The following is an 11,954-nucleotide window of genomic DNA, read 5'->3' on the forward strand; positions in this document are numbered from 1 at the left end:
CAGCTCGCCCCGCAACGCCTCCAGCGCAACTTTCGCCTTGAACTCAGCCGTGTAATGCTTCCGCTTTCCCGTCATCGGGTCCGTCCTTTCCCCAGGGCGAACCAAGCTTAGCCGACTGCTCGGGTGATGGGGACCACCTCAGTCGCGAGCTGCCTCGTGTTCACTTGAGCTCGCCTGAAACCGTCCGGGATCGACATCCAGCTGCACACGGAGCGCACACGTGGCAAGCATCACCGCCTCTCCCCTCCGACAGCTGGCGGGTCCAGGTCCGGCGCAAGGGTCGCTATGTGAGCGAGACCTTCCGCCTGCGCAAGGACGCCGATGAACAGGCCCGCGCGACCGAGAGCCGCATCGACCGCGGCCAGGAACCGCTCACCCGCGGGCGAACCGATCCCGTCACCTTCAGCGATCTCATCGGCCCTCATGTCGCAGACATGACCAAGGTTGGCAAGGCGCCGCGTCGAACGAAGTCGTTCAGCCTCGATCTGCTCAAGGACCGTCTCCGCAAGACAAGGATCGCCGACCTGACGCGCGAGCGGCTGATCGCCTCCGGCAAGGCCCGGGCCCGCGAGGAAGCCGGTTCGGTCGCGCTGGCCGTGGACTTCGCCTATATGCGCACCATCGTCGCCCATGCCGCGGCCACCCACGGCATAGCGGTCTCGTCGAAGCTGCCTTCAGTCGGGCCTGCCGGCTATCGCGGATCGAGGATCTGCATTTCCATGACCTGCGCCACGATGAGCAAGCCGCCTGTTCGAGGCAAGCTTCACGACCGAGCAGGTCGCTTCGTGACCCGCCGGCGGGACTGGAAGATGCTCAAGCGCTACACCAATCTGAGATCGGAGAGCCTGCATCGGTTGGGTGCCTTGAACCGAAGCGCTCCGGCAAGGGGCACGAGCCGGAGAGGCTCTGCGGCCATGATCGCCTCCTGCTCCATTTCCATGGACCGGCCCGGCGCTGTGCTATGGTCGGGAACGAACCGGCCAAGGGGAACGGGCCATTCCTTGTCCCGGGCGGCATAAGGTAAAGAAGACGATGGTAGGTCAGGTTCCGGAACCCGGATCGGATGGTTACGTAACCCTGCTGCGCGACCTGAAGGAGCGAATCCGCGCCGCGCAGCTGCGGGCCGCCATCTCCGTCAACCAGGAACTCATCTTGCTCTACTGGAGTATCGGCCAGGAGATCAGGAACCGGCAGGAACTGGAAGGCTGGGGAGCCCGGGTCATCGACCGCCTCGCCAACGACCTCCGGCGCGACTTCCCCGAGATGACAGGACTGTCGGCCCGGAACCTTAAATACATGCGGGCGTTTGCGGAGGCCTGGCCCGACCACGAATTCGTGCAACAGGTTGTTGCACGATTGCCGTGGGGCCATAACCTCCGCCTCCTCGATGCCGTTAAGGCTCCGGCCGAACGGGAATGGTACGCCCGTCAGACGATCGAGCATGGCTGGAGCCGCAACGTTCTCGTCCACCAGATCGAGAGCGACCTTTTCCGCCGCCAGGGCAAGGCATTAACGAACTTCGCGCGCACCTTGCCCGCCGAGCGCTCGGAACTGGCGCAGCAGCTGGTCAAGGACCCTTACAGCTTCGATTTCCTCTCACTCGGGCCAGATATGTTGGAGCGCGACTTGGAACGCGGGCTCCTGGAGCATCTGCGGTCGTTGATCCTGGAGCTTGGGAAGGGCTTCGCCTTCGTCGGCAGCCAGTATCACCTCGAAGTCGGCGGACAGGACTACTACCTCGACCTCCTGTTTTATCACCTGCGTCTGCGCTGCTTCGTCGTAATCGAGCTGAAGATCGAGGAGTTCAAGCCGGAATTCGCCGGCAAGATGAACTTCTACCTGTCCGCGGTGGATGACCTTCTGCGCCATCCCGCCGACGAGCCGAGCATCGGCATCATCTTGTGCAAGAACCGGAACGAGGTCGTCGTCGAATACGCGCTGCGCGACACGACCAAGCCGATGGGCGTGGCCCAGTACCGGCTTTCACCGTCCCTGCCGGCACAGCTCCGGGCGGACCTGCCCACCGTCGAGGACTTCGCCCGCGAATTTCCGCTGATGTCGGTCGTCGAGCTGCGGATCGAGACCGAGCGCGCACTCCGCTCATTGCTGACGCTGCACGGCCTGGAAGCGGGCCGAATGACTACCATTAGAGAGGCCTTACAAGAGTTGTCGCGCATTGGTGAACTTCCGTCAGGCACGGAAGCCTTCCTCGACGCACTGGACGTCATGACCCAGGCTGCGCACGTTCTGGATGTGGATACCGAAGCGACCGAACGATCCATCCGGATCGGCGCAACTTTCCTGGCCGAGTTGCAGCGTCTCACCGAAAACCGGGAGTGAACCGGTTATCGACCGGTGGCTATCAGATCGCGCCAGCCCTGGCGTGTTATCCAGAGCACCCATCACACCCTCCTGAAAAGAAGGTCCCGATACGCTCAACAAACAAGAGCAAGTTCGACGACGCGGCCCACCCCAGGGGCTATGCATTCGTGCCCGGCATGCCCGTATAGCCGGGCGTTCGAACCGTCGCCCTGATTTGGACGCGTTCCGGTGGATTGGACACGCAGCGCCAGAAGCTTCAACGTACCTCCGGACGGCGGCAGGCTGGTTCGCGGATATCCATCGTCAACGATCCGCCGATGGAACCAATATCAAATTGGTATCTTGAAGGTGCGCACGGAATGCAGCAGAATGCTCGCTGATGCACCGAAGAGTTCCGAAACAATGGAGCCAATCTCATAATTGGTTCCAGATCATCTGTTCCGACCTGGATCTCCCTCGGGGCATGGGACGGCGAGAAGGACCGGGCATGATACTGGGGTTGAGCGTGGGCACGGCCCTCCTCTGGGTGGCCGCCATGGCCGCGGCCGGCATGGTCGGCGGCATCCTCGCGGGGCTGCTGGGGGTCGGCGGCGGGATCGTGATCGTCCCGGTCCTCTACCAGATCCTCGAGCTCATGAACGTCGATCCCGGCATCCGCATGCACCTCGCGGTCGGCACGTCCCTCGCGGTGATCGTTCCGACCGCCTTCATATCGGCACGAAGCCACGCCCGGCGCGGCTCGGTGGATACCGGGCTGCTGCGCTCCTGGGGGCCGGCCATCCTGGTCGGCGTCCTCGCCGGCACGCTTCTGGCGGGCGCCCTCGACGGAACGGTCCTGACCGCGATCTTCGCGACGGTCGCCCTGTTCGTCGCGGCCAACATGGTCCTGCGGCGCGAAGGCGCCAAGATCGCCGACGATTTCCCGAACCGGGGCGTCAAGATCGGCCTCGGCATGTTCGTCGGGAGCTTCTCGACCCTGATGGGCATCGGCGGCGGAACCCTGAGCGTGCCGATCCTGAGCGCCTTCGGCTATCCCGTGCGCCGGGCCGTCGGGACGGCCGCCGCGATCGGGATGATCATCGCCATTCCCGGGGCGATCGGCTACTCGCTGTGGGGCCTCGGCGTCCCCGGCCGGCCGCCCCTGACCGTCGGCTTCGTCAACCTGATCGGCCTCGCCGCCATCATCCCCATGACGACCCTGATGGCGCCGGTGGGCGCGCGCATCGCACACGCCATCCCCCAGCGCGCGCTGCGCTACAGCTTCGCCTTCTTTCTGGGCTTGAGCTCGATGCGCATGTTCTATGATCTCCTTACCTGATGCGGGGGCACCTGAAGCGGGAACGACGGATACCATCGCGTGCTGAAGTCGACCATCGCACTCCAGAAGCTGCGACGCATGATAGACGGCCGTGAATTCGGCACCGACGGCCGGCTTCCTCCCGAGCGCCAGCTCGCGGCCGAACTCGGCGTCGGGCGGCGCACCCTGCGCCAGGCGCTGGAAGTGCTCGAGGCGGAAGGCCGCATCTGGCGCCGGCAGGGGCAGGGCACCTTCTGCGGCCGGCCTCCCCCGACGCGCGGCTGGGTCGGCGACGTCAGCGGCCGCACCAACCCCGAGGAACTGATGGAGGTCCGGCTGCACTTGGAATCGGCCCTCGCCGGGCTCGCCGCGCTGCGCGCCACGGCCGAGGACATCGAGCGCCTGAACACCTTCGCCGCGCGCACGGCCGCCGCTTCGGACGCCGACGCTTACGAGCTCTGGGACGGCGCCTTCCACCGCAAGATCGCCGAGATCGCGGACAACGCCCTGTTCCTGGCCGTGTTCGACGCCGTCGACGCCGTGAGGCAGGAGACCTCCTGGGGAAAGCTGCGGGAAGCCGCGCGCACGGAGGAACGGCAGGCGCTATACGCCGGGCAGCACCGCCGCCTCGCCGATGCGATCGCGCAGCGCGACGGCCGGGCCGCCGAGCAGGCGATGCGCGAGCATCTGGACGCCGTCCGGGAAGGCCTGCTGCGCGTCACGGGCGTTCCGGCGCGGACGTGACGGCGGCGTTGACCGGCCCGCAGGGGAAGCTCGGATATCGCGAGGCATCGACCATCCGCACGCCTTCTAGGCCGTGCACCGCGAGCGCACCTGGTTCCGACCGAAATCAGTCCCCTGCTCGGGCACCAGCACCGCGATGCTGTTCACTTCGGCGGCGCCGGCCCGCCATGCGACGCCCGAGAGCGCAGCAGCGCAGAACGCGTTCCGGACCGCCGACTTGACAACTCCCATGTCTCCATCTCCCCTTCCTCAAAGCCATATCTCCATGTATTGGCTTGCTTCTTTCGCTCTAGGTTATTTTTTGAAAACTCAGATCTCTTCTTTGGTTTCACATAGGTCATGGAGAGAAACCGGATGCCCGCACCCCCCCTGGACGGCCGCGCTCGGCGCGCTGGCGCTCCTTGGCACGCAGGCCTTGCCCGCGAAGGCCGGCGACGTTGCGCAACGGCTGGACCGCAGCGCGTTCGAGGCAGTGAACGGCTCCGGCCGGCCTATCGCCTGCACCGCCCAGATCGCCCACTGGTTCTCGTTTCCGGTCGGCCGTGCGGCACCCGGCGGCGCCGTGCGCTCGGAACTGCTTTCCGACCCGTCGACCGGGACCGTGTTCATCGACAACGGCGCGGGCGACCTGCTGCCGGTGGAGGCCCTCTGGTGCGGCTTCGAGGGCCGGGCCTGGGAGACGCGGCACGTCGTGCTGCTCGCGCGGCGCCTCGGCGAGGCGCCCAGGGACGTGGCCGTGACCTGCATGCCGGGGGACGACCGCCTCCGATGCCGCTGAGCGCGACTGGTTCCTGCCCTAGGGGGCCGTCGCTTCGGGCAGAGGCTCCACCTCGCGACGGACCGGCGGCGGGACGTCGAGGCGGCCGGTGTCGGCGCCGGCGTCGGCGTCGGGGGCCTGCGGCACGTCGAACACGACGGTGCTCGACGTGCCGGAGAGGCCGTTGGCGATCGAGACCTCGGCCCCGATCTGCTGGGCCAGCGAGAAGATGATCCGCATACCCAGCGATCGGCTGCGCCGGGCGTCGAAGTCGGGCGGAAGCCCCCGCCCCCTGTCGCCGACGGTGATCCGGTAGCGGCCGTCGCCGGTCGGCCCCAGGCCCACCTGCACGGGTCCAGCCTCGCCGTCCGCGTAGGCGTATTTGAGCACGTTCGTCACCAGTTCGTTGACCATCAGGGCCATGGCGACGGCGACGTCCTGCGTCACCGCGACCGGGACGGCCTCGATCTCGAACAGGGTGCCGTCGGGTGCCGACGCCTGGAGATCGGCCGCCAAGGCCTGCAGGAAGACGGCCAGGTCGACCATCCCCGGCCCGTCGGTCTGGTAGAGCCGGTCATGGACGGCGGCAATGCTGCGGATCCGGTGGCTGGTATCGAGCAGGGCGCTCCGGGCCGCCGCATCCTCGATCGAGCGGAGCTGCAGGCTCACGATGCTGCTGACGAGCTGGAGGTTGTTCTTTATCCGGTGGTTGACCTCCTTCAGCAGCAGTTCCTGGCGCTCGGCCAGCAGCTTCTGCCGGCCGAGCGCGCGCCGCAGCTCCATCTGGCTCATGACCTGGTCGGCAAGCGCTTGGAGCGCGAACCGCTGCCCGTCGTCGAGGTCGCGCGGCTGACGGTCGAGGACGCACAGCACCCCCAGGCCGTGACCTTCGGTGCTCCGCAGCAGGCAGCCGGCATAGAAGCGCAGGCCGGGGGCGGCCGTGAACAGGGGATTGGCGCGCAGTTGCGGGTCCTGGAGTATGTCGGGGACCACCGTCACGCCGGGCTGCAGCAGGAACCGGCGGCAGTCCGGCGCCTCGATCGCGGCTTCCCGAAAGCCGAGACCGGTCTGCGCCTTGAACCACAGACGCCGGTCCGCAACCAGGCCGATGACCGCCACGGGGGCCCGGCAGATATGGGCGGCGAGTTCGACGAGCTGGTCGAAGCCCGGCTCGCGGGGCGTGTCCAGGATATCGTAGCGACGCAGCGCGGCAAGGCGGGCCGGATCGTCGGACATGTTCGTCGTCATGGTTCCGTTCCGCCTCGCCGGCTTGGGCAACGATCCCGGGCCGCGTCGACCGGAGGGGGCAGCATGCCCGCGCCCTCCCCGGGGGTTATCCCGAAGCCTCGATGAACTGCTGCTGTACGCTTTCCGGCATCTTGCGGATGTACAGGAACAGGTCGTCGAAATCGGCGACGACCTTCAGGGCCCGGATGTTCTGGAGGAGAATGGTCTTCCCCTCGATGTCGACCAGGCCGATCTCGCGCAGCTTGCGCAGCGTCCGGTTGGCGTGCACCAAGCTCAGTCCCAGCGTGTCCGCCAGGATCTCCTGCGTCACCGGCAGCTCGAAGGAACCGTTGCCCGCCAGTTCGACCGCCTCGAGCCGGCGGTACAGCTCCAGGACGATGTGGGCCATGCGTTCGAGCGCCGTGCGCCGGCCCAGGCTGGTGGCGCGCTCGGCGATGATCGATTCCTCGCGCGCGGCGAACCAGGTGAAGGCGGCGGCGACCCGCGGATGATCCCGGAAGGCCTCGACCAGCTGGGGGGTCTCGAAGGTGGCGAGCGTGCCGTCCGTCAGCATGGCGATGGAATGATCGGGGATCTCGAACAGCTGCAGGAACACGCCGAACACGTCCCCGGGCAGCAGGAAGTTGATGACGTGCCGCCGGCCGTCGCTCAAGGTCTTGTAGCGGATGGCCCAGCCGGCCTGGAGAATGCCGACCCGGTCGTAGCGCTCGCCCTGCTTCACGAGGTCGGTGCGCGCGGATACGGGCCTGCGGCTCTTCTCGAGGTCGCGGACGAAGGCGCGTTCCGCCTCGGAAAGGCTGAGAACCGTAGCGATCTTGCGCAGCAGCGGGCTCTCTCTTGCACTCATGACGTTCTCCGACCTCCGGTCCGGGCCGGTGGCCTTTCGACCTGGGAGCGGCGCCGCCGAGCCGCACTATGGACGCAAGTCGCGGCCGGCTCTTTAACATTTGTTATGAAGGCAGCGTTCAAGTCCGACCCGCCGCGCGACAAAAGGGCGCCTCGGCTGTTGAACCGGCCCGGCATTTCTTGTCACGAAATTTGACTACAGGCATCAGGAGGTCGGACTTGGCCCGCTCAGAAACGCCGACGCCCCCTCTACCGTCGGAGGGCGATCCGTCTTCCTGCAATCGGGACAGGGCCGCCGCGCGCGCGGCGCTGTCGGTATGCGAGTCGCTGATGCTCGCGCTGATCGATGCCGGGCTCATCGGCGCCGAGGAGATGCGCGGCGTGATGGAGGACGCAATGCGCGCCCATGCCGGCGAGACCGCCGACGCGATCGATGCCGAAGCCGTCAAGGAGATCGACCGCATGATCAGCACGATCGCCGGCGTCAGCCCGAAATAGCGGCTCGGCCGGAACCATCCGCCGGTCTCAGGACGGCCGTTCCGCCGCCTCGCGCCGCGGCTCCGGGATATGCGGTTGCCGGCCGGCGATCCGCGATGCGGGCAGGCGCACCCGCACCATGGTCCCCGAGCCCGGGCGGCTCTCGATGCGCAGCGTGCCGCCGTGTCCCTCCACCAGGGCCCGCGAGATCGGCAACCCCAGGCCGGTGCCCTCGAACCGGCGGCTGTACGAGCTGCCGACCTGCCCGAACGGCGCGAGCGCGACGGGGATCTCGTCGTCGCTCATGCCGATCCCGGTATCGCTCACCCGAAGCTCGATCCCGGCGCCGTCGAGGCCGCCTTCCATGCGGATCGTACCCCCGGCCGGGGTGAACTTGATCGCGTTGGACAGCAGGTTCACCAGCACCTGGCGGATGCGCTGCCTGTCGATGACGACCGGCGGAAGCTCCGCCGGGATCCGGACATCCAGATCCAGGCCGGCGTCCAGCGCCTTGTGCCGCACGATGCGCAGGGACGCATCCACCAGCTCGTCCAGGCGCACCAGCTCCTCGTGGAGCTCCAGCTTGCCGGTCTCGATCCGCGCCATGTCCAGGATGTCGTTTATCACGCCCAGCAGATGCTCCCCGCTGGCATGGATGTCGTCGACATAGTCCGCGTACCGGGGATTGCCCAGCGGCCCGAACAGTTCGACCTTCATCAGCTCGGTGAAGCCGATGATCGCGTTGAGCGGCGTGCGGAGTTCGTGGCTCATGGTGGCCAGGAACTCGGACTTGGCGTGGCTGGCCGCCTCGGCCCGCGCCAGGGCCGCCGCCAGGGCCTGCTCGCGGCGCTTGAGTTCGGTGATGTCGATCCGCACGCCGATCGAGCTGCCGTCGGGCAGCCTGCGCTCCCGCACCTCGATCCAGCGGCCGTCGGCCAGTCTCTGCTCATGATCGGAGGAAGCACTTCTGAACCGGGCGACCCGGCGATCCACCCATCCGGCCGGATCCGCCACGGCGTCCGGGAACCGGTCCTGCTCGACGCGGAGCCGTATCATCTGCTCGAAGGAGCGGCGGGCTTCGACCTCGTCCGCGGACAGGCCGTACATGTCCTGGAAATGCCGATTGCAGGCAACGAAACGTTCATCGGCATCGAACAGGACGAACCCCACGCAAGCCGCTTCGAAGGCGCTGCGCAGTCTCATGTCGGCGAGCCGGGCGCGGCGCTGCTTCACCGCCGCTCCCCTCGCCTCGATCACGAGCATTAGCACCAGCAGCGCGCCCGTGGCGAAGGTGACGGCGAGCATCGTCAGGGCACGCCGCTCCAGGACCGACTTCACCCGGCCGTGGTCGTGGTTCGTCAAGGTCGTCGCCTGCACCAGGCGCTGCAGTCGAGGGCCGAACGGCTCGAGGACGCCGACGAGAGGCGCCACCGCGATCGGATCGGGCGAGCGGACGAAGTCCTCCATCATCGGCTCGAGACCCCGCAGCGCCTCCAGCAGTTCGGCGGCGGTCGCCACGGCGTCGGGGGTTTCGGCGAGCAGTTCCGCCTCCTTGCTCTCCAGGATCAGCGGCAGCCGGCTCCACAGGAGATCGAAGCGGAGGATGACCTCGTCGGATGCGCCCGGCATCCGGGCGGCCCTCTCGATCGCGGTCAGGAGGTTCAGGTACTCGGCGTGCGCCTGCACCGCCAGCCAGGAGCCGGCGCGGTGCAGTTTCTCCTCGTAGACGTAGTAGTCCCCGATCGCCTTGACGCTGAGGACGGAGCCGACCATGAACCCGATCACCGCCGTCCCGAGGGCCCCGAACCGGACCCACTTGCGCAAGGACAGGCTCATGTGCCGGGCCACCTACCGGATCTCGATGCGGCGGAGCTGCCAGATCAGCTTGGCGTGCGTTTCCCGCGTGTCCAGCTCCGGACGGCCGTCCAGCGGATAGATCAGCCACAGGGGCCCCTTGTCGCGCACCGGCATGGGCTCGCCGTTCCTCTCGAACGCCAGGATGACGCCGGGGGTCTCGGCATCCCCAAGCGGCACCGCCACCCGGTAGTCGTTGAGAGCGATCATCGTCGCCAGCCGTCCCCGCGCGCCGAGCGCGTCGAGCAGGCGCTTGAGGGGCACACCCCGGAACTCCTGGACGCCCGTCGTGTACGGCGTGGAGGTCCGAACCGTCTCGGTTCCGAGCCCTTCGAGCATGGCGCGGTCCAGGTCGGCCGCCGCACCCGCGTTGGTCCGCTCGATCGCACCCGCCACCGTGAGGATCACGGCTCCGGCGGGATCCGGCAGGGCCTCGGCCGCGCCGGCCGCCGCGGACCCATTTGCGGCCAGGGAAGCGGCGAGCGCGAAGGCAGCCAGAAGACAGCGCCTCGGCGCGGTAATCTTCTCAATCATTACCGTCACGATAAGCAATTTACAGTCCAGAAAACCGTACACTATAGACTTTAATTACCTGTTACGACGAAACGGCCCTATCCGTCTGCGCGGCGGCGCTAACCTATGGCGCGATGCCGAATGCCAGGCGGAGCGTGGAGTTGCCGCTCCGCCGGGCGTTCCCCTGTCAATGCGCCATCAGCACCGGAACGGCCATGTGGCGCAGCACATGCCGCGTGGCCCCTCCCAGGATCCATTCGCTCATCCACGAACGCCCGTACGCGCCCATGACGACGAGGTCGGCCGAGGCATGCCCGGCCGCGGCGAGGATCGCGGCGCCGGCATCGTCGTCGTCGCCGACCGTCTCGACCGACACGGCCACCCCGCGCGCGCGCAGCGTGGCGGCGACGTCGAGCGGCGGCCAGCGGGTCACCGAGGCGTAGGTGGCCCGGCTGCGGCCCTGGAGGACCAGCACCCGCTCGGCGCGCTCCATGAAGGGTAGTGCGCCATGGAGGGCGGCGGCAGCCTCCCGGCTGCCGTTCCAGGCGACGACGACGGATCGCCCCACCCGGTCGAACCCGCGGGCGTTCGGTAGGACGAGCACCGGGCGCCCGCTCGCCATGACGCAGGTTTCGGGCACGTCGAAGCCGATCTCGTCCGCGGACGGGTCGGTCTGCTCGACGACGGTGAGATCGTGGTAGCGCGCCGCGACCGCCAGGATCTCGGCGGCGTCGCCTTCGGCAACCTGCCAGTCGCAGGAAACGCCGGCCGCGGCCGCGCAGGCGCGGAACCGGCGTTCGGCCTCCGACGCCTGCCGGTAGGCCAGTTCGATGCGCTCGGCCGCCGCCTCGGGGTTGCGCCTGTGGAGCATCTTCAGGACCGAGACCTCGCGCAAGGTGGCAAGGCCGGTCAGGCGCGCCCCGCAGGCAAGGGCAAGGGCCGCGGCCGTCCCCTCGTGCGGGGACGACGCCTCCGTCGGCTTCACATGGACCAGGATGTCACGGAACATGGGACTTTCTCCAGCTTGGGCTCCAGCTTGGGTCCGACGGCTACGCCGGCCGGCCGCGCGTCTTCCACAAGGACCAGGCGACGCCCGACGCCAGGATGACGAAGGTGATCGCGAGGCTCCAATCCGGCGGGAACTTGCCGCCTTCGAAGCCGGCCAGGTCGGCCAGGAAGATCTTGGAGCCGATGAACACCAGCAGCACGCTCAAGGCGTATTTCAGGTAATGGAAGCGATGCACCATCGCGGCCAACGCGAAGTAGAGGGCACGCAGGCCGAGGATCGCGAAGATGTTCGAGGTGTAGACGATGAAGGGATCGGTGGTGATGGCGAAGATCGCCGGCACGCTGTCGACCGCGAACACCACGTCCACGATCTCGACCATCAGCAGCGCCAGCAGCAGCGGGGTCATGTACCACGCCGACCGGCCGCTCGCGGGATCGGTCTTCCTGACCAGGAACCGGTCGCCATGCAGCTCGTCCGAGACGCGGAAATACCGGCGGACCACCCGAAGCAGCGGGTTTGCGCCGACGTCGTATTCCTTGTCCGCCATCAGCCACATCTTGACGCCGGTGACGATCAGGAACGCGGCGAAGACGTAGAGCAGCCAGGCGAACTCCGCGACCAGCGTGGCGCCGAGGCCGATCATCACGCCCCGCAGCACGATGACGCCGAGGATGCCCCAGAACAGCACCCGGTGCTGGTACAGCCGCGGCACCGCGAAGTAGCTGAAGATCATCGCGATGACGAAGACGTTGTCCATCGCGAGCGATTTCTCGACGACGAAGCCGGTGACGTACTCCTTGCCGGCCTGCGGGCCGAGCTGCCACCAGACCCAGCCGCCGAAGATCAGGCCGAGCGCGATGTAGAAGGCGGAAAGCAGCAGGCTTTCC

At 67.6% G+C, this 11,954-nt stretch carries 13 protein-coding genes; 6 read left to right on the plus strand and 7 right to left on the minus strand.

Features of this window, described 5'->3' with window-relative positions; genetic code table 11:
* Positions 1-287 precede the first annotated feature (287 nt).
* The 4 genes from VGO20_RS24650 (at position 288) to VGO20_RS24665 (ending at position 4,363) form a co-directional block, all read left to right on the plus strand.
* Positions 288-1,019: a hypothetical protein gene (locus VGO20_RS24650; RefSeq protein ID WP_327505050.1), complete on the plus strand. Its 732-nt coding sequence runs from the start codon at positions 288-290 to the stop codon at positions 1,017-1,019.
* A gap of 13 nt (positions 1,020-1,032) precedes the next feature.
* Positions 1,033-2,340: a PDDEXK nuclease domain-containing protein gene (locus VGO20_RS24655; protein ID WP_327505051.1), complete on the plus strand. Its 1,308-nt coding sequence runs from the start codon at positions 1,033-1,035 to the stop codon at positions 2,338-2,340.
* A gap of 469 nt (positions 2,341-2,809) precedes the next feature.
* A complete protein-coding gene (locus tag VGO20_RS24660; protein ID WP_327505052.1) occupies positions 2,810-3,640 on the plus strand; it encodes a sulfite exporter TauE/SafE family protein in 831 nt (276 codons plus the stop codon).
* 39 nt (positions 3,641-3,679) lie between these two features.
* Positions 3,680-4,363, plus strand: coding sequence for a FadR/GntR family transcriptional regulator (locus tag VGO20_RS24665; RefSeq protein ID WP_327505053.1), 684 nt, complete (start codon positions 3,680-3,682; stop codon positions 4,361-4,363).
* Between the two features lie 66 nt (positions 4,364-4,429).
* On the opposite strand, the gene VGO20_RS24670 is transcribed toward VGO20_RS24665, so the two are convergent.
* Positions 4,430-4,594: a hypothetical protein gene (locus VGO20_RS24670; RefSeq protein ID WP_327505054.1), complete on the minus strand. Its 165-nt coding sequence runs from the start codon at positions 4,592-4,594 to the stop codon at positions 4,430-4,432.
* Positions 4,595-4,778: 184 nt separating this feature from the next.
* On the opposite strand from VGO20_RS24670, the gene VGO20_RS24675 reads away from it, so the two are divergent.
* Positions 4,779-5,141 (plus strand): hypothetical protein, encoded by a 363-nt coding sequence (locus tag VGO20_RS24675; RefSeq protein WP_327505055.1) that lies wholly within the window; start codon positions 4,779-4,781, stop codon positions 5,139-5,141.
* Between the two features lie 18 nt (positions 5,142-5,159).
* Here VGO20_RS24675 and VGO20_RS24680 read toward each other — a convergent pair whose 3' ends face one another.
* Positions 5,160-6,368 carry a sensor histidine kinase gene (locus VGO20_RS24680; RefSeq protein WP_327505056.1) on the minus strand — a complete coding sequence of 403 codons (1,209 nt, stop codon included), beginning with the start codon at positions 6,366-6,368 and terminating at the stop codon, positions 5,160-5,162.
* A gap of 85 nt (positions 6,369-6,453) precedes the next feature.
* The gene (locus VGO20_RS24685; RefSeq protein ID WP_327505057.1) at positions 6,454-7,215 is read right to left on the minus strand and encodes a Crp/Fnr family transcriptional regulator; all 762 of its coding nucleotides are present in this window, start codon (positions 7,213-7,215) and stop codon (positions 6,454-6,456) included.
* Between the two features lie 218 nt (positions 7,216-7,433).
* Between VGO20_RS24685 and VGO20_RS24690 the strand changes: the two genes are divergently transcribed.
* Positions 7,434-7,712, plus strand: coding sequence for a hypothetical protein (locus VGO20_RS24690; protein WP_327505058.1), 279 nt, complete (start codon positions 7,434-7,436; stop codon positions 7,710-7,712).
* Between the two features lie 27 nt (positions 7,713-7,739).
* On the opposite strand, the gene VGO20_RS24695 is transcribed toward VGO20_RS24690, so the two are convergent.
* The 4 genes from VGO20_RS24695 to VGO20_RS24710 all read right to left on the minus strand — a co-directional run.
* On the minus strand, positions 7,740-9,527 hold the full coding sequence (locus VGO20_RS24695; protein WP_327505059.1) for a PAS domain-containing sensor histidine kinase: 1,788 nt from the start codon (positions 9,525-9,527) through the stop codon (positions 7,740-7,742).
* 12 nt (positions 9,528-9,539) lie between these two features.
* The gene (locus tag VGO20_RS24700; protein ID WP_327505060.1) at positions 9,540-10,079 is read right to left on the minus strand and encodes a putative pterin-binding protein; all 540 of its coding nucleotides are present in this window, start codon (positions 10,077-10,079) and stop codon (positions 9,540-9,542) included.
* A gap of 166 nt (positions 10,080-10,245) precedes the next feature.
* Complete coding sequence (locus tag VGO20_RS24705) at positions 10,246-11,067, minus strand: universal stress protein (protein WP_327505061.1); 822 nt, start codon at positions 11,065-11,067, stop codon at positions 10,246-10,248.
* A 40-nt stretch (positions 11,068-11,107) separates the two neighbouring features.
* Positions 11,108-11,954 (minus strand): TerC family protein (locus tag VGO20_RS24710; protein WP_327505062.1); only part of this gene is annotated, 847 nt, incomplete at its 5' end.

Source organism: Arenibaculum sp., assembly GCF_035998295.1.
GTDB lineage: Bacteria > Pseudomonadota > Alphaproteobacteria > Azospirillales > Azospirillaceae > DASYHS01.

Bases quoted from the DNA above. Each gene is read 5' to 3' on its own strand.
- VGO20_RS24685 (WP_327505057.1), bottom strand. From the start codon at position 7,215: ATGAGTGCAAGAGAGAGCCCGCTGCTGCGCAAGATCGCTACGGTTCTC.
- VGO20_RS24700 (WP_327505060.1), bottom strand. From the start codon at position 10,079: ATGATTGAGAAGATTACCGCGCCGAGGCGCTGTCTTCTGGCTGCCTTC.
- VGO20_RS24705 (WP_327505061.1), bottom strand. From the start codon at position 11,067: ATGTTCCGTGACATCCTGGTCCATGTGAAGCCGACGGAGGCGTCGTCC.
- VGO20_RS24680 (WP_327505056.1), bottom strand. From the start codon at position 6,368: ATGACGACGAACATGTCCGACGATCCGGCCCGCCTTGCCGCGCTGCGT.
- VGO20_RS24660 (WP_327505052.1), top strand. From the start codon at position 2,810: ATGATACTGGGGTTGAGCGTGGGCACGGCCCTCCTCTGGGTGGCCGCC.
- VGO20_RS24670 (WP_327505054.1), bottom strand. From the start codon at position 4,594: ATGGGAGTTGTCAAGTCGGCGGTCCGGAACGCGTTCTGCGCTGCTGCG.
- VGO20_RS24655 (WP_327505051.1), top strand. From the start codon at position 1,033: ATGGTAGGTCAGGTTCCGGAACCCGGATCGGATGGTTACGTAACCCTG.
- VGO20_RS24695 (WP_327505059.1), bottom strand. From the start codon at position 9,527: ATGAGCCTGTCCTTGCGCAAGTGGGTCCGGTTCGGGGCCCTCGGGACG.